This is a genomic window from Pseudomonas pergaminensis (assembly GCF_024112395.2).
GTDB classification, from domain to species: domain Bacteria; phylum Pseudomonadota; class Gammaproteobacteria; order Pseudomonadales; family Pseudomonadaceae; genus Aquipseudomonas; species Aquipseudomonas pergaminensis.
Genome location: NZ_CP078013.2, coordinates 2,565,371 through 2,587,658, shown reverse-complemented (window position 1 = coordinate 2,587,658; position 22,288 = coordinate 2,565,371). Strand labels below are relative to the sequence as shown.

Annotated in this window: 18 protein-coding genes; 6 read left to right on the top strand and 12 right to left on the bottom strand. The window is 62.5% G+C overall.

The annotated features are described in order from the left end of the window. Positions 1-35: 35 nt before the first annotated feature. Together KUA23_RS11760 and KUA23_RS11755 are read left to right on the top strand one after the other, a co-directional pair. Positions 36-1,214 carry an acyl-CoA dehydrogenase family protein gene (locus tag KUA23_RS11760; protein ID WP_252993989.1) on the top strand — a complete coding sequence of 393 codons (1,179 nt, stop codon included), beginning with the start codon at positions 36-38 and terminating at the stop codon, positions 1,212-1,214. Then, on the top strand, positions 1,211-2,155 hold the full coding sequence (locus KUA23_RS11755; RefSeq protein WP_214497564.1) for a D-isomer specific 2-hydroxyacid dehydrogenase family protein: 945 nt from the start codon (positions 1,211-1,213) through the stop codon (positions 2,153-2,155). The genes KUA23_RS11760 and KUA23_RS11755 overlap by 4 nt, the downstream gene beginning before the upstream one ends. A gap of 141 nt (positions 2,156-2,296) precedes the next feature. Here the strand turns inward: KUA23_RS11755 and KUA23_RS11750 are convergent, their stop codons facing one another. From KUA23_RS11750 to KUA23_RS11730, 5 genes are all read right to left on the bottom strand, one after another. Beyond that, positions 2,297-3,064, bottom strand: coding sequence for an energy transducer TonB (locus KUA23_RS11750; protein ID WP_252993988.1), 768 nt, complete (start codon positions 3,062-3,064; stop codon positions 2,297-2,299). After that, positions 3,061-3,507: a protein TolR gene (tolR, locus tag KUA23_RS11745; protein ID WP_252993987.1), complete on the bottom strand. Its 447-nt coding sequence runs from the start codon at positions 3,505-3,507 to the stop codon at positions 3,061-3,063. Before tolR ends, KUA23_RS11750 begins: the two co-directional genes overlap by 4 nt. Before the next feature lie 15 nt (positions 3,508-3,522). After that, entirely contained in the window at positions 3,523-4,215 is a 693-nt protein-coding gene (gene tolQ / locus KUA23_RS11740) for a protein TolQ (protein WP_252993986.1), read from the bottom strand. A 46-nt stretch (positions 4,216-4,261) separates the two neighbouring features. After that, complete coding sequence (locus KUA23_RS11735) at positions 4,262-6,127, bottom strand: phytase (RefSeq protein ID WP_252993985.1); 1,866 nt, start codon at positions 6,125-6,127, stop codon at positions 4,262-4,264. A 142-nt stretch (positions 6,128-6,269) separates the two neighbouring features. Then, positions 6,270-8,783 (bottom strand): TonB-dependent receptor, encoded by a 2,514-nt coding sequence (locus KUA23_RS11730; protein ID WP_252993984.1) that lies wholly within the window; start codon positions 8,781-8,783, stop codon positions 6,270-6,272. Between the two features lie 389 nt (positions 8,784-9,172). On the opposite strand from KUA23_RS11730, the gene KUA23_RS11725 reads away from it, so the two are divergent. Together KUA23_RS11725 and KUA23_RS11720 are read left to right on the top strand one after the other, a co-directional pair. Beyond that, positions 9,173-10,087 carry a GGDEF domain-containing protein gene (locus tag KUA23_RS11725; protein ID WP_078047989.1) on the top strand — a complete coding sequence of 305 codons (915 nt, stop codon included), beginning with the start codon at positions 9,173-9,175 and terminating at the stop codon, positions 10,085-10,087. A gap of 1 nt (position 10,088) precedes the next feature. Beyond that, a complete protein-coding gene (locus KUA23_RS11720; protein WP_099493818.1) occupies positions 10,089-11,126 on the top strand; it encodes an AraC family transcriptional regulator in 1,038 nt (345 codons plus the stop codon). On the opposite strand, the gene KUA23_RS11715 is transcribed toward KUA23_RS11720, so the two are convergent. The 5 genes from KUA23_RS11715 to KUA23_RS11695 form a co-directional block, all read right to left on the bottom strand. Further along, the gene (locus tag KUA23_RS11715; protein WP_078047987.1) at positions 11,113-11,994 is read right to left on the bottom strand and encodes a LysR family transcriptional regulator; all 882 of its coding nucleotides are present in this window, start codon (positions 11,992-11,994) and stop codon (positions 11,113-11,115) included. The two genes, KUA23_RS11720 and KUA23_RS11715, sit on opposite strands and share 14 nt — an antisense overlap. A 181-nt stretch (positions 11,995-12,175) precedes the next feature. Next, entirely contained in the window at positions 12,176-12,793 is a 618-nt protein-coding gene (ycaC, locus tag KUA23_RS11710) for an isochorismate family cysteine hydrolase YcaC (RefSeq protein WP_078047986.1), read from the bottom strand. 23 nt (positions 12,794-12,816) lie between these two features. Next, complete coding sequence (locus KUA23_RS11705; RefSeq protein ID WP_252993983.1) at positions 12,817-14,655, bottom strand: amidohydrolase; 1,839 nt, start codon at positions 14,653-14,655, stop codon at positions 12,817-12,819. Continuing rightward, on the bottom strand, positions 14,652-15,242 hold the full coding sequence (locus KUA23_RS11700) for an antibiotic biosynthesis monooxygenase (protein WP_078047984.1): 591 nt from the start codon (positions 15,240-15,242) through the stop codon (positions 14,652-14,654). The genes KUA23_RS11705 and KUA23_RS11700 overlap by 4 nt, the downstream gene beginning before the upstream one ends. 874 nt (positions 15,243-16,116) lie before the next feature. Continuing rightward, entirely contained in the window at positions 16,117-16,587 is a 471-nt protein-coding gene (locus tag KUA23_RS11695) for an Lrp/AsnC family transcriptional regulator (RefSeq protein WP_078047982.1), read from the bottom strand. 123 nt (positions 16,588-16,710) lie between these two features. On the opposite strand from KUA23_RS11695, the gene KUA23_RS11690 reads away from it, so the two are divergent. Continuing rightward, positions 16,711-17,946, top strand: a complete 1,236-nt coding sequence (locus KUA23_RS11690) for a methionine gamma-lyase (protein ID WP_252993982.1) — start codon at positions 16,711-16,713, stop codon at positions 17,944-17,946. A gap of 156 nt (positions 17,947-18,102) precedes the next feature. After that, positions 18,103-18,774, top strand: a complete 672-nt coding sequence (locus KUA23_RS11685) for a response regulator transcription factor (protein ID WP_099492504.1) — start codon at positions 18,103-18,105, stop codon at positions 18,772-18,774. 132 nt (positions 18,775-18,906) lie between these two features. Here KUA23_RS11685 and KUA23_RS11680 read toward each other — a convergent pair whose 3' ends face one another. Next, positions 18,907-20,865: a MacB family efflux pump subunit gene (locus KUA23_RS11680; RefSeq protein ID WP_078047980.1), complete on the bottom strand. Its 1,959-nt coding sequence runs from the start codon at positions 20,863-20,865 to the stop codon at positions 18,907-18,909. A gap of 3 nt (positions 20,866-20,868) precedes the next feature. Beyond that, positions 20,869-22,020, bottom strand: coding sequence for a macrolide transporter subunit MacA (gene macA / locus KUA23_RS11675; protein WP_099492444.1), 1,152 nt, complete (start codon positions 22,018-22,020; stop codon positions 20,869-20,871). Positions 22,021-22,288 lie beyond the last annotated feature (268 nt).

Sequence of the window (22,288 nt, the reverse complement as noted above, 5' to 3'; positions counted from 1 at the left end):
GGCGGGTGTCTACCTATCGACCGAGTGAAACAACCATGAGCCAATCCTCACAACCTTCCTTGCGCTCCGTGGAAGTCGCCAATTTCGAAGCCCTGCTCGAACGCCTCAGCGCCGAGCTGGCCAGCACCGCGCACGTCTATGACGAGAGCGGCGCCTTCCCCCACGCCAACTTCAAATTGCTGCACGAACACGGCCTGGTCGCCCTCACCGTGCCCAAAGCCTTGGGCGGCGGCGGTGCCAGCCTGCCCCAGGCGCGCAAGGCGATCAGTGCGATCGCCAAGGGCGAGCCGTCCACCGCACTGATCCTGGTGATGCAATACCTGCAACACACACGCCTGCAAGACAGCAAGACCTGGCCGGCGCACTTGCGCACGCGAGTGGCCGAAGACGCGGTGCGCAACGGCGGGTTGATCAACGCGCTGCGCGTGGAGCCCGACCTGGGCACCCCGGCCCGTGGCGGGCTGCCGGCGACCATCGCCGTGCGTACCGCCGAAGGCTGGCGCATCAGCGGGCGCAAGATCTACTCCACCGGCAGCCACGGCCTGAGCTGGTTCAGCGTGTGGGGCCGCAGTGATGACGCCGACCCGTTGGTCGGTGCCTGGCTGGTCCCAAAAGACAGCCCCGGCGTGACCATCATCGACACCTGGGACCACCTGGGCATGCGCGCCACCTGCAGCCATGAGGTGGTGCTCGACAACGTGCTGGTGCCACTCGACCACGCCGTCAGCGTCAGCCCGTGGAGCGCGCCGTCGCCGGAGCTGGATAGCGAGGGCTTCCTGTGGATGTCGGTGTTGCTGTCCTCGGTGTATGACGCCGTGGCCCAGGCGGCGCGGGACTGGCTGGTGAACTGGCTGGAAGAGCGCAAGCCGTCCAACCTCGGCGCAGCGCTGTCGACGCTGCCGCGCTTCCAGGAAACCGTCGGCCATATCGACACCCTGCTGTTTGCCAACCGCAGCCTGCTCGATGCCGCCGCCGAAGGCCACACCCCGGCGGCCAATGCTGCGCAACTCAAGTACCTGGTGACCCACAACGCCATCCGCGCCGTGGAGCTGGCCATCGAGGCCTCGGGTAACCCGGGCCTGTCGCGCCACAGCCCATTGCAACGGCATTACCGCGACGTGCTGTGCAGTCGCGTGCATACCCCGCAGAACGACGCCGTGCTGCAAGGCGTCGGCAAGACGGTGTTCGCCCAACGCCAGAAGGAACGCCCATGAGTCAGGTGATTATTGCCAGCCAGCTGGACGAAGATTACAACGACGTGCTCCGCCAGCGCCTGGCCTCCAGCCACCCCGCCGCCCAAGTGATCGGCGTGCCCGCGGGCGTGCCCAGCGACCTGCCGCCCCAGGCGAATATCCTGTTGCTGCGCCCGATCAACGTACGTGGCTACAGCGCCCCGGACACGCCGCCACCGGGCTGGCCCTACGGCGCGCAGTGGGTGCACCTGGTATCGTCGGGCATCGATTTCTACCCGCAATGGCTGTTCAACGGCCCGCCGGTGACCACCTCCCGTGGCAGTGCCGCTGACAACCTGGCCGAGTTTGCCTTGGCCGCGATCTTTGCCGCCGCCAAGCATTTGCCGGACATCTGGGTAAAGGATTCGCAGTGGAATTTCACCGCGTTGCGCCCGCTGAAGGGCACCACATTGGGCATCCTGGGGTTTGGTGCGATAGGCGAACGTCTCGCGCAAAAAGCCCTGGCCCTGGGGATCAAGGTCGTAGCGTTGCGCCAAAGCCAGGTGCCGTTCAGCGCGGGCGTGGACGCCGCCAAAGACATCCACGACCTGTTCGCCCGCGCCGATCACCTGGTGGTGGCGGCACCGCTGACCGAGTCCACGCGGCAGCTCATCAACCGTGACGTGCTGGGCAGCGCCAAGCCGGGGCTGCACCTGATCAATATTGCGCGGGGTGGGTTGCTGGATCAGGAGGCGCTGCTGGAAGCGCTGGACAATGGGCGGATAGGGCTGGCATCGCTGGATGTGACCGAGCCGGAGCCGTTGCCGGACGGGCATCCGCTGTATACCCATCCAAGGGTGAGGTTATCGCCGCATACGTCGGCGATTTCGACAAATAGCCGGAATGAGATTGCGGATACGTTTTTGGCGAACCTGGAGCGCTACGTGGCGGGTCAAGCGCTGAATAACTTAGCTTACGTCTAACGCAAATCAAAATGTGGGAGCGGGCTTGCTCGCGAATGCGGTGGTTCAGTCAAAGGTGTATCGACTGACACTCTGTATTCGCGAGCAAGTCGAATCGTCGCACCGCCGCTCCCACATGGGACCTGTGTTGACTGGGAGAAATCATTTGATGCGGTAGTGGAACGTATTGCGCACGGCCGGCACCGGCACGGGTTTTCCATCGACGATCCTCGGCTGGTAGCGGAAGGTATTCGCCGCCGCCAGTGAAGGCCGCATGAACAGTGGATGGCAGCCGTCCAGCACCTTGGGATTTTCTACACGCCCTTGGGTGTTGACGGTGTACTCCACTGAACAATCGCCTTCGATGTTTTTGTCCAGGGCACGCTCCGGATAGTCCGGCGCCTCTTTGCTCAAGGGTTGGTACTGACGGCTGTCGAAGGCCGGCGCGGCGGTCGGTGCTGCAGGGCGCGTACGTTCAGCGGCGAGGCGCTCCTGGGCCAGACGCTGCTGCTCCAGCTCGCGGTTGCGCTGTTCAGTGGCCAGGCGCTCCTGTTGCTGCTCCAGCTTCTTTTCCTCGACCCGCTTGCGCGCCAATGCGGCTTTTTCCAGTTTTTGTGCCTGGATCTTTGGATCGATCACCGGTTTCGCCGGCACGGGAGCGACCACAGGCTCCGGCGCAGGCGCTGCGACGGCCGCCGGCTCAGGCACGGGAGCGGGAGCGGGCGTCGGCGGCACCATCACCAACTGGGTATGCATCACCCTCGGCGTTTCCACCTGCGGCTTATCTGTCGACCCACCCAGCATCAACACCGCCAGCACGCCTACATGCAGCGCCACCGCGAGGCTGGCCGCCACGCTGTTTCTCCAGAACCCGGAAGGCTCCCCAGGCCCCACTGCGAGCAGCGGACTGTGCATGATCATTGCCGTCATTGCGGGGCCTCGGTCACCAACCCCAGGTTGCTCACGCCACCCTTTTGCAGCACCGCCATGGCAGCCACGACCCGGCCGTAGCCGGCGTTGTCGTCAGCGCGGATATACACCTGGGTGTCACGGCGCGCCGCAACCACCTGCATGACCTTGGCGCCCATTTCATCCAGGGTCACGGCGCTGTCAGTCTGGTTGCGGGTGTCGAGTTCACCGCCGAGGTTCCAGTAGTAGCCGCCGTCAGCCTTCACCGACAGTGTGAGGATTTGCTGGCGCGTGTCGGTGGCCAGTGCCTCGGCGGCGACTTTGGGCAGCTCGATTTTTACGCCTTGGGTCAGCATCGGCGCGGTGACCATGAAGATCACCAGCAGCACCAGCATCACGTCGATGTAGGGCACCACGTTCATCTCGGCCTTGGGCCCGTGCTTGCGTTGCGGCCTGGTCAACATCGGTTTGCTCCTTGTTCAGGCGGCCACGGCCAGGTTGATCGGCGTGCCGCGCAAGGTGCGGTGCAGGCGCACTTGCAGTTCGTTGCCGAAGGCGTAGTAGCGGGTGAGCAAGGTTTGTCCGCGTGCGGCGAAGCGGTTGTAGGCGATCACTGCCGGGATCGCGGCAAACAGGCCGATGGCCGTGGCGATCAATGCTTCGGCGATGCCCGGCGCCACGGTGGACAGCGTGGCCTGCTGTACCTGGGACAGGCCGATAAAGGAATTCATGATCCCCCACACAGTGCCGAACAGGCCGATGTAGGGGCTCACCGACCCCACGGTCGCAAGGAATTGCAGGCCTTTTTCCAGCTCGATTTCCTGCTCGGTGATCGCCACCTGCAACGCACGCTCCACGCCCTCCAGCACGGCCGGACCATGGCCGTGCAGGTGCTGGTATTCCTGCACGCCGGCGATGAAGATCGGTGCAATCCCACCCTCGCCGGCCTGCACGGTGTCGCGGTACAGCGGCTGCAAGTCGGGCGCCGCACGAAAGCGCTGCACAAAGCCGTTCAACTGCCGCTCCAGGCGCCGCAGCACACTGCCGCGCTGGATGATCAGGTACCAACTGAGCAAGGACGCCAGCAGCAACGTGATCATTACCGCCTTGACCAACAGGCTGGCGTCGCTGATCAAACCCCAGATCGTCATATGTTCCATCGTCGCGTGCATGGTTAAGCTCCTATTCGATTAAAAAGTGATGACCGGGTGATGACGCCTACGGCAATTTCAATGCGCGGGTCACCTCGGCCCACGGCACGAACTTGAAATTCTGGGTCTGCTCGGGCATGCGCTTGCGGCCGTCCTGCACCACCAGCATGCCTTGGCTCCAGGGCCCGCCCAGGTTGATGGCGGTGACTTCCAGGCCATCGGTTTCCGAAGCCCCATCGATACCGGCGGCGGCATTCAGGCCGACGCGGAAGGCACCGTGGGTAGCAAAGGGTGGCTCTGCATCCACGACCAGGTAGCTGTCGTTGCCCTGGCTGGAGATCACCAGGTAGTCGCGTTTTTCGCTCTGGTACAACGCTAGGCCCTCGACATCCGCATGCAACTGCGGGCCGACCTTGATCACGCTGGTGAGCGTGGCCGGTTGGTCGGCACGCGCATCCACCGCCCAGACGCCGACGTCTTCTTCGCCAATGAACAGGCGCTGGCGCTGGTCGTCGGCCACGCAGCCCTCGGGTTGGCTGTCGACCTTGAACTGGCGTACCAGCTCGCCCTGCACACGGCCGTCCGGTGCGCTCAGGCGGTATTGCAGGAAGGTGCCGTCCTTGCCATTGGCGATCGCGTAGATCTCGCCGCTGGCGGGTTGGAACAGGCAGATACCGTAGATGTCCTTGAGCGGCGTCGGCACTTCACCGGCCTCGCGCAGCTCACCGCTCTGACGGTCGATGCTGAACAGGCTCAGGCTGTTGTGATCGCGGTTGCTCGCCACAGCCAGGTCGACGGTGGTTGCGCCGAGCTTGAAGTTGGGGCGTACGTCGACGTTGTTGAGGCGGCCGACCGCCAGTTCCTGCAACAGCTTGCCGTCGAGGTCATAGGCCAGCAGGCCCTGCTTCTTGTTGGTCCCGAGCACGCGGCTTTTTTCTGGCTGCGTGGGGTGAATCCAGATCGCCGGGTCATCCGCCGCATCGCCCTGGCGACCGACCGGGTCGGTCTGGCGCAGCGCAGCGACTTCCGGCACTACCGGCTCGGCGGCCACAGGCGTTGCTTTCCAGTCAAGTTTGCCCTGGTAGAGCCTGCCGGTGTCGTCATCCCGCACCAGCACGTGCTGGCCGCTGACGCTCAGTTGCTCTGGTTCTTTCAAGCCCGGCAGCGTCAGGCTGCCCTGTTCAACCCAGCGCTCGCCGGTTTGCTGAAACAGATGCAGTTGAGCCTTCTTAGGATCCAGCGTCACCACCCCGCCCGGCACCAGCGCCATGGCGCCAGCCTCGCGCTTGGGGTTGTCGAACAGCGCCACCGGGGTGCGTTTCACGTCCGCCTCAGGGTGCGCCGGGTAGGCCCACCAGCCGACGTTTTCTTCATTCACCACCAGTTGTTGGCTGGCGTCATCCACCTGGCAGAACTGCGCCGACGGCGGCAGCGGCAAGCCGCGTACACGTTGAGGGTCGCGCAGCAAGGTCGCGCCGTTACCCACCAGCCATTGCTCGCCCTTGCCCTCTTCGCCCACCAGGAACACAAACAGGTTTGATGCCCCGTCGCGATACAGGCACAGGCCGTTCACCGGGTAGTCGCGGGTGGGCAAGTACAGGGGCTGGCCAAAGGTCTTGGTGGACGCATCGAGGCTGATCAGCAGCGCCTGTTGGCGGTCGTTGTCGAGGCTGGCCACGAGCGTCTGGGCACCGGCAGCACGGGTGTCGAGGCTGCTGAAGTTGCCTTTGAAGCGGGCCAGTTCCGCGCCTTTGCTGTCGAGCAGTTGCAGGCCGTCGCGGGTACTGGCGGCCAGGCGCTGGGTGCCGCCAGGTAGGAAGGCCACCGCTTCGGCATTCAGGTTTGGCGCCCAAGGGACCAGCGCCAGGTCGGCGGCCATGGCTTGACCACAGGTTGCTAGAGCGAGCAGCAAATACAACTTGGAAATTCTCATGAACAAACAAATCCTTCAAAAACGATGGAGATCTACTGTGGGAGCTGGCTTGCCTGCGACGGCATCGACGGGGTCTGCCTGAAACAACGAGGTGTCTGCATCGCAGGCAAGCCAGCTCCCACATTCAAATCGGGGTTGGTGCTTAGAAATGGGTGAAGGTCAGGCCCAGCTTGTAGGTGGGGCCGTACTCTTCGTACTGGCCGTTGTAGCTGCGGTGGCCGGTGTAGACGAAGTACGACTCATCGGTGAGGTTCTGCGCTTCGAAGCTGACTTGCAGGTTCTTGGTCAGCGAGTAGCGCGCGCTGAAGTCGACGAAGGTCTGCGCGTCGACGTGCAGGTCGTGGGCTTTGTCGTTGATCGAGGCCAACTCGTAGAGGTAGGCCGATTTGTAGTTGGCCGACAGGCGCAGGCTGAGCTTGTCGTCTTCCCAGCCCAGCATCAGGTTGCCGACGGTGTCGGACTGGTTGGGCAGGCTGATAGTGCGCTTGCGGTTGGTCCCGCTGGTGCCGTCGAAGCCTTCGATATCGGCGCTGGAGCGGCTGAAGGTGGTGTTGGCACCGATCAGCAGGCCGTTCCACGGTGCCGGCAGCCAGTCGAACTTCTGTGAGTAGGCCAGTTCCAGGCCGTAGAGCTTGGCGCTGTCGCCGTTGGCGTAGGTATGCGCCTCGGCGAAATTGGTCCAGGCGCCAGTGCCCGCCAGGTCGGTGTTGTAGACGAAGTTCTTGATGTCCTTGTAGAACACGAACGCCGAGACGGTGCCGGCGCGGCCCATGAAGTGCTCGATGCCCAGGTCCAGGTTGCTCGACTCCAGGGGCTTGAGGTCCGGGTTGCCGAAGGTGGCCTCGTCATCGTCGATCACGAAACCCGGTGCCAATTGGCCAAAGGTCGGGCGCACCACGGACTTGGTCCAGGCCGCGCGCACCTGGGTGTTCTTGTCGATCTGGTAGCGCGCATGCAGGCCCGGGAGCCAGTGGTGATAGCGGCGCTTGGTGTCGGTCGGCGTGAACACGCCATCGGTGGCGCCAGTGCCCTTGGCTTCAAACTCGGTGCCTTCGTAACGCAGGCCGGCGATAAAGCGCCAGTCATCGATATCGATGGTGTTCATCAGGTAGCCGGCGTTGATGTCTTCACGAATGGTGAAATCGTTGACCCGGGATTCGGTCTCGTCATAGAAGTCCGCCGGGTTGAGGCTGCCGATCAACTGCTTGATGGCGCTGGGGCTGATACCGGGGCCGTAGTTGCCGAGGCGATAGTCGACGCTGCCCTTCTGGAATTGGGTGAGGTTGAGCTGGTCGTCGCTGAAGCCAAGGGTGTCGAAGTCTTTGTAGACCCAGGCTTCCAGGTCGTTGTCCTTATTGCGGCGGCTGACCTTGCCGCCGAACTTCACTTGGGAGGCATAGCCGCTCAGGTCGTAGTCGCGGGCCAGGTCCAGGCGCAGGTTTTTCTCGGTGTCCTGGGTGTTCTGTTTTTCCCAGTCAACTTTGTCGAGGGTAAAATTGCGCGCGTCGTAGAAGCCGCTGCCGATGATCGGGCGTGGCTTGTTTTTGTCATAAAAGCCGCTGTTGGCAAAGTCGCCACCGTCGAAGGTCGCGCCGGCGATGTGCGCCGGGCTGTCTTCGCTGGATTGGCTGTAGCCGGCCTGGCCGCTCAGGGTCCACAGGCCGAGCATGCGTTCGCCACCGAACACGTAGGATTGGATCTCCTGGGTTTCTTCACGGTTTTTCAGCTTGCGCTTGGCTTCGGCATCGCCCAGCTCGCCGGCGGCCTGTGGGTCGGCAAATTCGAGGCTGGCGGCGTTGCGGGTTTCGGTGTCTTTGTAGCGGCTGTAGAGGGTGCGCAGGTAGTAGCTGCTGAGGTCATCCGGCTTGTAGTCGAAGTTCAGGCCGCCGCCGGCACGTTCGCGGCTGATGTCGTAGTCGCGCTGTTCGAATTCGTTGAGCTTGGCGCCGTCGGTGAAGTCCCAGGCGCCACCGGTCTCGACGTTGTCCGAGCCGAAGTCACGCTTCTGCCAGCTCAGCGCCGCTGCCACGCCGAAGTTGTCGATGCCATCGCCGAGGCTGAAACGGTTACTGGCAGCGCCGGAGAATTTCGGGCTGGTCTGGCGGGTGTTCTTGTCGTAGCTGGCTTCGGTGCTGCCGGTGTAGAACAGCCCCTTGTGGTCGAAGGCCGACAGGCTTTGCACATCGACCGTGCCGCCAAGGGAGTTGGCGTCCATGTCCGGGGTGAGGGTCTTGATCACGGAGAGCGACTGCACCAGCTCCGAGGGCAGCACATCCAGCGCCACGGCGCGCCGCGCGCTCTCCGGGGCCGGCACCAGGGTGCCGTTGATGGTCACGCTGTTGAGGTCCGGCCCCAGGCCACGCACGCTGACGAAGCGCCCTTCCCCCTGGTCGCGTTCCACACTGATGCCCGGCAGGCGCTGCACCGCTTCGGCGACGTTTTCATCCGGCAACTGGGCGACACCGTCGGCATGCACCACGCTCTTGATGCTGTCGGACGACCGCTGCTCCTTCAACGCCTGATCGATGGCCGCGGCCTGGCCGACCACTTCGACGTGCTCGGTATTGGCCACTTCGGCCGCGTTGAGTCGCTCGCTGGCAATCGCCAGGGCCAAGGCAGTAAGCGTGAAGCTGACGAGCCCGGTGCGCTTGTACATGCAATCCTCCCCAAGAATCCGTTGGCGCCAGGCAAGAGGCCCGGCAACTGGGAGGGCACGCTAGGGGTGAGGGATGACGGTTCTGTGACAGGGGTTGGCGCAAAACCACGTAAACCGCGGTTTTTAGTTTGTTCCGGCAAGCAAATGAGCTGAAATGACCTCGATCAAAATGTGGGAGCGGGCTTGCTCGCGAATGCGGTATTGCAGCTAGCACATGTGTGGCTGATCCACCGTATTCGCGAGCAAGCCCGCTCCCACATTTGTTTTGTGTTTGGCAGGAGATTGTGTGTATGGCATGAGCTGATTCGACCCCTCCCCACCGTCACGCAACCGTCACATCCATCTGCTGTGCTGGCGCCCATCGCTTATTTGCCCAAGGACTCGCGGCCATGTTTTCCGTGCTCAAGCCACATCGCTGGAAACTCTCCCTGTTGCTGATCGCCGCCAACCTCGGGCTGATCCTGCACCTGGCCTGCGGCGAGTTGAAAAGCGTCAGCGAATGGGTGTGGCTGGACATCTTCGGCGAAGGCGGCTCTGCCCTGCTCGCCCTGGTCTGGCTGGGCCTGGTGCTGAAAAGCCGCCCCGCCGGGCGCGTCACCAACTACCTGGCGCTGGGCCTGTCGTGCATCTTTTTCTCCTGGTGGATCGATAGCCTCGATGAGTTCATCCGCCTGCCCGACAGCATCACCTGGGACCACTGGCTGGAGTCGGGGCCGATGCCGGTGGGCATGATCCTTCTGACCATCGGTATCTACCACTGGCACCGCGAACAACTGGCGATCAGCGCGCAGATGGAAAAACGCGAGCGGTCGTTCCGCGAGCATCGGCTGTTCGACAAACTCACGCCCCTGGCCGGCGCCGACTACCTCAAGCGCCAGTTGGCCGACAGCCTGCAAGACAGCCACGACCAGCAGCAACCGCTGTCGCTGCTGGCCCTGGACCTGGACAACTTCGCGGCCATCAACCAGGCCTACGGGCATGCCGAGGGCGACGCGGTGTTGCAGGCCCTCAGCCATTTGCTGCTGCTCAACCTGCGCCGCCAGGACCTGCTGTGTCGCCTGGCCGGTGACCGTTTTGTGGTGCTGTTGCCCAACACCGGCGAGCGCCAGGCCAAGGAACTCGCACTGGAGTTGCAACAGGCGGTACGCGGCCTGGCGCACAAAACCCGGCTGCACGGTGAGCGCCTGCAACTGGCGGCGACCACTGCCGTGGTCATGGCCCTGAACGAGCCACCCCACGACTTGCTCAAGCGCCTCAACCTGGCCCTGGCCAGGGCCAAGCAACCCTTGGCGAAAAGTGCCTGACATGTCGGTTAAAACAAGCTGGTACGAAGCCGACAGCCGCTTCATCCCCGGGCACTACCAGCCCGCCACGCTGATCGACCTGGCCTTGTCCCGGGACATCGACAGCCATCGCCTGCTTCGTGGCACCGGGTTGTTTCATGAAGACATCCTCGCCGGCACTGCGCGGTTGAGCCCGCAGCAGTTTTTCGGGTTGATCGGCAACAGCCGCAAGTGGCTCGATGCCGATGACAGCAGCTTCCTGTTCGGCCAGCGGCTGTTGCCAGGCTATTACGGCGCGGCCAGCCATGCCCTGGGCCATGCGCAGAACCTGCACCAGGCCTTGGAGATCCTGATCCAGCAACAGGTGCTGCTGAGCCCGTTGGTCACCCTGCAACTGGAGTTGGATGAGCACCACGCCTACCTGTACTGGCTGGACAGTTGCGGCGCCGGCGAGCACTGGCGCTTCTTGCTGGAAGCCAGCATGACCTCGCTGGTTGCCATGAGCCAATGGCTGAGCGGCGAACGCCTGCCGTGGGTGTGCAGTTTCAGCCACGCCGAACCGCGGTATGTCGAGCAGTATTGGGTGCACTTGGGCGAAGGCACCCGTTTCGATCGACCGCTGGACATGATGAGCCTCCCGCGTGAATACCTGACGCGTACCTGGCCAGGCGCCTCGGCCACCGCCGGCCAGGTCGCGCGCCAGCAGGCCCGCGAGCAGATCGACCAACTGGGTTTCGCTGGCAGCTTTCTCGACTGCCTCTATGACTACCTGCGCGAGCAGGTGCGCCAACCCCCAAGCCTGGAACAGGCCGCGCACGCCTTCGCCATGAGCCCGGCGACGCTCAAGCGCAAGTTGCACAAGCACGACACCGGGTTCCAACAACAGGTGGACCGTGTGCGCAAGCAGGTGGCGCTGCACCTGTACCAGGTCAAGGGCTACAGCAATGATGAGGTGGCGGCGTACCTGAACTTCAACGATGCGGCGAACTTTCGACGCTCGTTCAAACGCTGGACCGGCAGCACCCCCAACCTGATCCGCCAGCTGTTCAACAGCCGCTAGCCAGGCGTTCGCGCAGGAACTCCACCAGCGCCTGCACCGGCCGCGAGCTTTGCCGGTGTTGCGGGTACACCGCCGAGAGCGTCAGGGCCTCGGGGGCGAATTCGTCGAGGACCGTAACCAGGCGGCCGTCCTTCAGCGCTTCGCCGACGATAAAGGTCGGCAGGTAGGTCACGCCCAGGCCGGCGATGGCGGTGTCGCGCAGCAGGTCGCCGTTGTTCACGCGCATGCGTCCGCTGACGTTCAGCGCCTGCAACTTACCCTTGAAGCGCCATTGCACCTGGCGGCCATGGCCGTAGGGCAGGCAATCGTGCGCGGCAAGGTCATCGGGTTTTTGCGGCGTACCGCGCAGGGCCAGGTAATCGGGGCTGGCGCAGTACACCCGGGGAATGCTGGCGATACGGCGGGCAATCAGGGTGGAATCTTCCAGGGTGCCGATGCGCAGCACCAGGTCATAACCTTCGCCGATCAGGTCCACGGGGCGGTCGCTCAAATCGACCTCCACCGCCACCTGGGGATGGCGCTGCAAGAACAGCGGCAACAGGCAACCCAGGTGAGCCATGGCAAACGACAACGGCGCACTCAGGCGAATGGTGCCACGGGGTTCGCTGTTCTGCCCGGCGATGCCCTGCTCCACTTGCTCGACTTCACTGAGCAGGCGCAAGGCGGATTCGTAGTAACTCTGACCGAGAGGCGTGACATCCAGACGGCGCGTGGAACGGTTGAGCAGGCGCACGCCCAGGCGCTCTTCCAGTTGGATCAGGCGGCGGCTGACGAACTGCTTGGACAGGCCCAGCTGTTCAGCGGCGGCGGTGAAGCTGCCGGACTCCATGACCTGGCAGAACAGGCGCATGTCTTCGAAGGGGTTCATTGTCGCTTCTCGGTGGACATTTGCGGTTTTTATAACGGGTATGTCGCTACACCACAAATCAAATGTGGGAGCTGGCTTGCCTGCGATGGCGGTGTGTCAGCCAACATTGCTGTCAACTGACACACCGCCATCGCGGGCAAGCCCGGCTCCCACAGGGTTCAGCGGTGTTCTGTGGCGCAGCTTACTTGGCGGTGAAGGCCGAGTAGCTGTTCATCAGGTTGCGGTAGTTGGGGATGCGTGGCGACAGCAGGTTGGCCAGGCCTTCCATGTCGTTGCGCCAGTCTACTTGCAGCTCGCAGGCCACGGAGAACCAGTTCACCAGTTGGGCACCGGCCGCTGTCATGCGCGCCCAGGCGGCCTGTTGCACGGTTTCGTTGAAGGTGCCGGAGGCGTCGGTGACCACGAACACTTCGAAGCCTTCATCGAGGGCGCACAGGGTCGGGAACGCAACGCACACATCCGTCACCACGCCGGCAATGATGATCTGCTTGCGGCCGGTGGCCTTGACCGCCTTGACGAAATCCTCGTTGTCCCAGGCGTTGATCTGGCCAGGACGCGGGATGTATGGCGCGTCCGGGAACAGTTCTTTCAGCTCGGGCACCAGTGGGCCGTTAGGGCCGCTTTCAAAACTGGTGGTGAGGATGGTCGGCAGGTTGAAGAACTTGGCGACGTCAGCCAGGGCCAACACGTTGTTCTTGAATTCGTTCGGGGAGAAGTCCTGGACCAGCGAAATCAGGCCGGTCTGGTGATCGACCAACAGGACAACGGCGTCATCTTTGTTCAAGCGCGAGTAAGGCATGGGGTAACTCCTTTGGGGTTTGATTAGAAGGCAAAGCACGAGCAGCCAAACGCACCCCAGAAACCCTGGAAGTCGCTGACTGGCACGCTGGAAAGACGCGCCTTTTCATGGCTGTGGGAATGCACGCCGCAGGGGCCACTGCATTGGTGAACCTGCGCCTGCAACGGCGAACTTGGGCGCCAGTGCCCTGGCACCTTGACCACTGGCGACCAGTCCGGCAGCACCGGGACGCGGGGAGGCGCGTAATCTTCGAAATCGCCGGCACCGTAGACCACCTTGCCGCCGACCACAGTCAGTACCGATTCAATCCACTTGATCGCTTCTTCATCGACGCTGAAGAAGTCTGCCGACAGGGCCGCCACGTCCGCCAACTGCCCGACCTTGATCTGGCCTTTCTTGCCCTGTTCGGATGAGAACCAGGCGCTGCCATGGGTAAACAATTCCAGCGCGGTAAGGCGCGGCAAGCCTTCGGCATGCAGCTCCAGGCCGCCGACGGTACGGCCACTGACCATCCAGTACAGCGAAGTCCATGGGTTGTAGCTGGACACGCGGGTCGCATCGGTGCCCGCCCCGACCGGCACGCCTTCGGCAAGCATGCGCTTGATCGGCGGCGTGGCCTCGGCGGCCTTGGCGCCGTAACGCTCGACGAAGTATTCGCCCTGGAACGCCATGCGGTCCTGGATCGCGATACCACCGCCGAGGGCGCGTACACGCTCGATGTTTTTTGGGGTGATGGTTTCGGCGTGGTCGAAGAACCATGGCAGGCCATTGAACGGAATGTCGCGGTTGACCTTCTCGAACACGTCGAGCATGCGCGAGATGGACTCGTCATACGTGGCGTGCAGGCGGAACGGCCAACGCTGCTCCACCAGGTGGCGCACCACCGGCTCCAGTTCCTGCTCCATGGTCAGCGGCAGGTCCGGGCGTGGCTCGGGGAAGTCCTCGAAGTCCGCCGCCGAGAACACCAGCATCTCGCCGGCGCCGTTGTGGCGCAGGTAGTCATCGCCCTGGTGCAGGGTGACGCTGCCAGTCCAGTTCTTGAAATCGCTGAGTTCTTCCTTGGGCTTCTGGGTGAACAGGTTGTAGGCGATGCGCACCGTCAACTGTTCGTCCTTGGCCAGTTGCTCGATCACCGCGTAGTCATCGGGGTAGTTCTGGAAACCGCCGCCGGCGTCGATGGCGCTGGTGAGCCCCAGGCGATTGAGTTCGCGCATGAACTGGCGGGTCGAGTTGACCTGGTATTCCAGCGGCAGTTTCGGGCCCTTGGCCAGGGTCGAATACAGGATCATCGCATTCGGGCGCGCCACCAGCATGCCGGTGGGGTTGCCGTTGCTGTCGCGCACGATCTCGCCGCCCGGCGGGTTCGGCGTGTCCTTGGTGTAGCCGGCCACGCGCAGGGCGGCACGGTTGAGCAAGGCGCGGTCGTACAGGTGCAATACGAACACTGGCGTATCGGGCGCGGCCTGGTTTAACTCTTCCAGGGTCGGCATGCGTTTTTCGGCGAACTGGAATTCGTTCCAGCCACCCACCACGCGTACCCATTGCGGGGTGGGCGTGCGGTCGGCCTGGTCCTTGAGCATGCGCAGGGCATCGGCCAGGGACGGCACACCTTCCCAACGCAGTTCGAGGTTGTAGTTCAACCCACCACGGATCAGGTGCAGGTGGGAGTCATTGAGGCCGGGGATGACGGTGCGGCCCTTGAGGTCGATGACCTGGGTGCCACTGCCACGCAGGGCCATGGCTTCACCGTCGGTGCCCACGGCGACAAAGCGCCCCTCGCGGATCGCGACAGCGGTGGCACGCGGGTTTTCACGGTCCACGGTGTGGAACTGGCCATTGAACAAAATCAGATCGGCGTTCATAGGGTTTCCTTTACAGAGGCTTCAAGCCAGGGAGCGAACAGGCGGGTGGCCGCCGGCATCAACAGGTAGACCACCAGTAGGACGATGGTCAGGGTCACCAGGAACGTGGCGACCACGTAGTTGGAGAGAAACGGGTGCAGGCGCAGCACCGGGCCCCACACGATGGGCACCAGCAGGGTCAGCGGCAGGATCACGCACAGGGTGACGACCGCCTGCTTCCAGCGCGGTGGCTTGGCGGCGTTTGGGGTTTCGGGGTTGAACCAGAATTCGTTGACCGCGCCGATTTCGGTGTTGTCGCCCTCGGCGAGCATCGGGGTGGCTTCGGCAATCAGGGTTTTGCGCTCGGGGGAGTCGAGCCAGGTTTCCAGGTCATCGGTGGAGCGGTAGCGCAACACACAGGTGAACAGCGCCAGGTTGCCTTGTTTGCCGCGCACTACGTCGACACCGAGGTGGCCAGGGCGCGCGCCGGCGATGCGTACGATGCGGCGCAGCCAGGCTTCGTAGTCGGCCTCCAGGCCGGGTTTGATGAGGTGCTTGACCACCAGAGTGACGACTTCGTCGGGGCCGGGTTTTGTTGCTGGGTCCATGGGGTGTCCCTCTGCCTTGAAGATTCAGCGATGAGGGAGTTTGCGGGGGGATGGGGTGGGGAAAATTGGATGTACGTGCTGTATCGGGGGGGCGTGTTTTGTTGAGTACATATCCGTTATTTGGGTAACGGCTACCTATGGTTCCGCCCTTACGGCGGGTCACTTTGGAAAAGCCCCAAAGTAACCAAAGGGCTCTTGCCCCAACACTCGGCACCTCGCTTAGGCTCGGTGTGCCCGTAATCCGACAGGTATTTGGGGGCCGCCGCCACGCGCCATCCATGGCGCGGGGCGGCTAAACCGGCATCCCTGCCGGTTTACCCCCCAAATCCCTGTCGAATTCCGGCCAGCGTGTTTAACGGGGCGCCTAAGATCAAAATCAAAAGCAAAAGCACAGCGGCCTGACAGCCGGCTTGAGTGGTGTGAAGCAAAGGCAAAAGCAAACGCGGTCCTGTAGGAGCCGGCTTGCCGGCGATGGTCGTTAACGATGACGCGGGGGAACCAAGCAAAACGCGGCGCTCTCACGTTTTTCGCCGGCAAGCCGGCTCCTACAATGGACCGCGTATCCACGATGCGAAGCGAGTCGCTCTTGATCTTAGGCGCCCCGTCAAACACGCTGGCCGAACGCAGGCTTGAATCCGTGGGTAACCCGGCAGGACGCCGGGTTAGCCGCCCCGCGCCATGGATGGCGCGTGGCGGCGGCCCACGGATTCAAGCCGGAGTGAGGGCACACCGAGCCTAAGCGAGGTGCCGAGTGTTGGGGCGAGGACCTTTTGGTTACTTTTGGGTCCTTCCAAAAGTGACCCGCTGTAAGAGCGGAACCATAGGTAGCCGTTACCGAAGCAACGGATATGTACACAACACAACACACCCCCCATCACCCCGGCAACGGAATCACCCTCAAAGCCCTCACCGACTTATAAGAAAAACTCGAATAAATCTCCTTAACGCAAGGCAACGTCTGCAACACCTCCCGCGCAAACTCCCCAAACGACTCCAAATCCCTAGCCACCACTTCCAACAAAAAATCATACCGCCCCGACACGTTATGACACGCCACAATCTCCGGAATCTCCAACAACCGCCGCTCAAACGCCCGGGCAATTTCTTGGGTATGACTCTCCATCATGATGCTGACAAACGCCGTCACCCCATACCCCAACGCCTTGGGCGAGAGGATCGCCTGATACCCACTGATCACCCCACTCTCTTCCAGGTTGCGCACCCGCCGCCAACACGGCGAGGTGGTCAGGGAAACGCGGTCGGCCAACTCGGCCACGGTGAGCCGGGCATTGCCCTGCAACGCGTTTAAAAGTGCTTTATCGGTACGGTCGAGACTGACGGGCATAACGTGCCTCTGATTGTTATTTTTCGAGGTTTTTCATCCCAGGACGCAGGAATTAGCAGCAAACATTGCAAAGTTCATCTCTGGTTATGAGCATAGCATTGTAGGAAATAAGGAGCGTCCGACATGAACAATAAACACAACACATTCGGCTTTTCCACCCGCGCCATCCACCACGGCTACGACCCCAAGGACCACCACGGCGCGCTCGTTCCGCCGATCTACCTATCTGCCACCTTTGCGTTCCCCACCGCCGAATACGGCGCCGCATGCTTTGCCGGCGAAGCCGACGGGCACTTCTACACACGGATCTCCAACCCGACGCTGGCGCTGCTGGAATCGCGCATGGCGACCCTGGAAAACGGTGAGGCCGCAGTGGCGTTCAGTTCTGGCATGGGCGCGATCGCCGCGACGTTCTGGACCCTGCTGCGCCCCGGCGATGAAGTGATCGTCAGCCAGACGCTGTACGGGTGCACCTTCGCCCTGCTGCACCATGGCATCGGTGAATTCGGCATCAAGGTGCGGCATGTCGACCTCACGGACCTGGCGGCCCTGCAAGCCGCGCTCAGCCCCGCCACCCGCATGATCTATTGCGAGACCCCGGCCAACCCCACCCTGCAGCTGGTGGACATCGCCGCCGTGGCCGCCCTCGCCCACCAACAGCCGAATGTCACCGTGGTGGTCGACAACACCTACTGCACACCCTACCTGCAACGCCCGCTGGACCTGGGTGCCGACGTGGTGGTGCATTCGGCCACCAAATACCTCAGCGGCCACGGCGATATCACGGCCGGCATCGCCGTGAGCAGCCAGGCCCTGGCCCAGCGGATTCGCCTGCAAGGCCTCAAGGACTTGACCGGCGCGGTGATGTCGCCCCAGGACGCCTCGCTGTTGATGCGTGGTCTCAAGACCCTGGCCCTGCGCATGGACCGCCATTGCAGCAATGCCCAGGCGGTGGCCGAAGCCTTGCAGGCGCACCCGGCCGTGGAGTGGGTGACGTACCCCGGGCTACGCTCGTTCCCTCAATACGAACTGGCGACGCGGCAAATGAAATTGCCTGGGGGCATGATCGCGTTTGAACTCAAAGGCGGAATCGACACCGGCCGGCGCTTCATGAATGCCCTCAAGCTGTTCACCCGCGCCGTCAGCCTGGGCGATGCCGAGTCACTCGCCCAACACCCGGCGAGCATGACCCATTCCACCTACACCCCGGAGCAACGGGCGGCACACGGCATCAGCGAAGGGTTGGTGCGCTTGTCGGTGGGCCTGGAAGATATCGCCGACCTGCTGGCGGATGTGCAGCAGGCGCTGGCCAAGTGCAGCCGTACCCTGACGTGTCCTTCTAAGCTTGTGAGCTTTTAATCTGATTTTTTCGGATTGGATCCCCTTCCCGCCGCCAGGCTGTACTAGCATAGGTTCCGGCGGGAAGGACTATTACGCTAGGTTATTCGCATTGGCTTGCACTTTTAATCCCCGCCGCTATGAAGCCGAATACCTGCACGCCTCATGGACGAATTGATGAACGCACAGTTGTTCCCTCATATTGGCAAGGTCATCGCCAGCACCGGCAGCCGCCATTTTCCACGCATGCTGCATGACCTCATCCTCACTCAACTGGCCGTGGATGCCACCCATATCACGCAATTGCAGATCAGCGCCGACGGGCACACTCGTCGCAAGATCAGCCCGATCTATACCGACTCGGTCGCGACCCTCGACGAAGAACAACCCGCAGCAGAACTGCACCTCACCCGGCGCCGGGATGACGTGCGCTATGTGCTGTCGGTGTACCGCACACACCAGTCCGAGAGTTTTTCGCCGCAGGAACGCAGCATGCTGCAGGACTTCTCCACCTTGCTGTTGCCCATGGTCGAAAAGCACATCGCCGCGATCCAACCGTGCCGTCAGGACAGCGACGCGGTGGTGCCGGAAAACCAGGGCCTCGAAACCCTGCGCAGGCGCATCGAAGAACGGTTGGTACAGTCGGGGTTGACCCTCTCCAACCGTGAGCTTGAGGTGTGCGTGGGCCTGCTCGCCGGGCGGACCGCGCCGGAGTTGGCGGAGCAGTTGGCCTTGAAGGTCAACACCATCGAGAGCTACCTGAAGCGCGCGTCGATCAAACTGGGGATCAGCGGGCGGCATTCGTTGTTGCGATGGATGTATGCCACTGAGGACAACACAGGCTTTTAAGACATACCTGTTCAAAATGTGGGAGCGGGCTTGCTCGCGAATGCAGTGTGTCAGTCAACGGATTCATTGGCTGAACTACCGCATTCGCGAGCAAGCCCGCTCCCACATTTAATCTCTATTGGCTGACAAACCTCAATCTCTGGCAAGCGCCTCGATCGGGTCCAGCCGCGCCGCATTCCTGGCCGGCACAAAGCCAAACACAATGCCGATCAACGTCGAACAGGCAAACGCCGTGATGATCGAGCCCAGGGAAAACACCATTTCCCATTCCTTCACGAACAACGAAAACAGAAAGCCCAGGGCATAGGACAGCGAGATCCCGATCAGCCCGCCGATCAGGCACACCATCACTGCTTCCACCAGGAACTGCTGGCGAATGTCCGACTGGCGCGCGCCGACCGCCATGCGAATGCCGATCTCGCGGGTACGCTCGGTGACAGACACCAACATGATATTCATCACCCCGATACCGCCCACCAGCAGCGAAATCACGGCGATCAACGACAGCAACAGCGCCAGGGAGCGGCTGGTTTTCTGCACGGTCTGCATGATGCTGTCGAGGTTGTTGGTGAAGAAGTCCTTGGTACCGTGGCGTTGCAGCATCAGCTTGTTGACGTTGTCTTCCACCACCTTGCTCGGCTGGCCGTCCTTGATGCGCACGGTGATGCTGTCCAGGTGGCGCTGCCCAAGCAAACGCCCCGCCGCCGTCTCATAGGGCACCCATACGTTCAACGCCTTGCTGGCGGCGAACATATTCTTGTTGTCGGCAGTCACCCCGATCACCGTGCACGGCAGGTTGCCCACCAGGATCACCTGGCCCAGCGGGTCGACGTTTGGGCCGAACAAGCGGTGCCGGGTGTTGTGGTCGATCACCACTACCTGGGCCTGGCGCCGTGCGTCGCTTTCGCTGAAGGCGATACCGGCTTCGAGCTTGAGGCCCTTGACCTTGAAATAGCGCTCGCTCACGCCATTTACCTGGGCGTCCAGGTCGATATTGCCAAAACGCAGCAACAGGTTGCGGCCCACCACCGGCGTGGCGCTGTCGACGTAATACAGCTGGTTCAACGCGTCCACATCCGACGGCATCAACGTCTCGATGGCCGAAGCACGGCTGTCGCCAAAACTGGTGCCGGAAAAGATATCGATGGTGTTGCTGCCGATCGCCTGGATGTCCTTGAGCACATAGCGCTTGGCGCCTTCACCGATGGCCGAGATCGACACCACCGAGGTGATACCGATGACGATACCGAGCATGGTCAGCAATGTGCGCATGCGATGGGACACCAGCGCAACCCAGGCCATGTTGAAGGCCTCCTTGAACAACCCCAGGCTTGCCACCAGGCGCCGGGCGCCACTGCGCTTGGGCTCTATCGGGGTTTCGCTGGGCAGTTCCAGGCCGACACTGTCGTTGGCCTTGTCGCTGACAATCTCGCCATCACTGACCTCGACAATGCGCTGGGCATTCGCCGCGACCTTGGGGTCGTGGGTGACAATAATCACCGTGTGCCCGGCCGCGTGCAGCTCGGCGAGGATGCGCATTACCTCCTTGCCGCTGTGGGTGTCGAGGGCGCCGGTAGGTTCGTCGGCGAGGATCACTTCGCCGCCGTTCATCAACGCGCGGGCGATACTCACCCGTTGCTGCTGCCCCCCCGAGAGCTGGCTGGGACGGTGGGTGGTGTGACCCGCCAGACCCAGGCGCGCAAGCAACTCCCGCGCCCGGCTGTGACGCGCGGTTTCCGGTGTGCCGGCATAAATCGCCGGCATTTCCACGTTGTGCAAGGCGCTCAAGTGCGCCAGCAAATGGTAGCGCTGGAAGATGAACCCGAAGTAATCGCGGCGCAGTTCCGCCAACTGCTCATCACCCAATGAACGGGTTTCGATGCCGTTGATTTTATAGCTGCCGGCGCTGGCGTAATCCAGGCCGCCGAGGATGTTCATCAGGGTCGATTTACCGGACCCCGAGGCGCCAATGATCGCGACCATTTCCCCGGCATGAATTGTCAGGTCGATGCCCTTGAGCGCGATGAATTCACGCTCGCCGGCCATGAAGCTACGGGTGATGCCCTTGAGTTCCAACAGTGGCTGGGTCATGCGTCAATTCCCCGCCACGGCTGGCGTGGCGTCGCCGATCACCACCTTGTCGCCTTCGGCCAGGCCGTCGAGGATCTGCACCTTGACGTTGTTGTTGATCCCGGTCTTCACCGCCCGCGACACCGCCTTGCCCTTGGCATCCAGCACCCGCAGCGAGTAGCTGCCGTCGTTGTTGCGTGCACCCAGCGCCGCCACTGGCACCATCAACGCAGCCTGGGCCGTGTCGAGCACGATACGCACCTGGGCGGTCATGGCGATGCGCAGGCGGTGATCGGGGTTGGGCACATCGAACAGCGCGTTGTAGAACACCGCCGTGTTCTGCTTGGGCGTGCCGGCGGTCTGGGTTTCGAGAAAGTTTTGCGGTGCCGGTTCGGTGCCGCGCAGCTTGGCGTAGTAGCGTTTGTCGGCCTCGCCGAGGATGGTGAAGTAGACCTGCTGGCCGGGGCTGATATGAATCACATCGGCCTCGGAGACCTGGGCCTTGACGGTCATGGTGTCCAGGTCCGCCAGCTTGAGCAGCACGGGCGCCAGTTGATTGGCGATCACGGTCTGGCCTTCCTGGGTGACGATGCCTACCACATCGCCGTCGATGGGCGCGACGATGCGGGTGTAGGCCAGGTTGACCTTAGCGGTGTCGATCTGGATATGGGCGCTTTTGATCTGGGCGTCCAGGGACAAGAGGTTGGCTTGTTGCACTTGGAAGGTGGACTCGGCGTCTTCGAAATCCTGGCGCGACACTGATTCGTCATCCTGCAGGCCCTTGTAGCGTTCGTACACTGACTTGGCTTGCTTGAGTTGGGCCGCTGTGGCGCGGCGTTGGGCCTGGAGGTTTTCTTCGTCGACCTGGGCTTTGCGCAGGGTGTTTTGCAGGATCAGCGGGTCGATTTCGGCGAGCCACTGGCCCTTCTTGACCTTGTCACCGACCTTGACCTTGAGGGATTTCAATTGGCCGGAGACTTGGGCGCCCACGTCGACCTGTTTGATGCCTTCGAGCAGGCCTGTGGCGAGGACGGCGTTTTCGATGTCACCGCGTTCGGCGGTGGCGGTCAGGTATTGGGGGGCGTCGGCGGGAGCTTGGATCGTGTAGATGATCAGGCCTATGGCGATGGCCAGTGTGGCGAGCATTCCTAGTTTGCTTAAGGTTGACTTTTCCATGGGTGACCTTTGATCGTGTACATATCCGTTATTTGGGTAACGGCCGCTTATGGTTCCGCCCTTACGGCGGCTCACTTTTGAAAAGCCCAAAAGTAAGCAAAAGGCTCTTGCCCCAACACCCGGCACCTCGCTTAGGCTCGGTGTGCCCGTAATCCGACAGTGATTTGGGGGGCGCCTAAGATCAAAATCAAAAACAGAGCCAGAGCCGTTTGATATCTGCCTGATTTAGGAGATCTAAATTGTGGGAGCGGGCTTGCTCGCGAAAGCG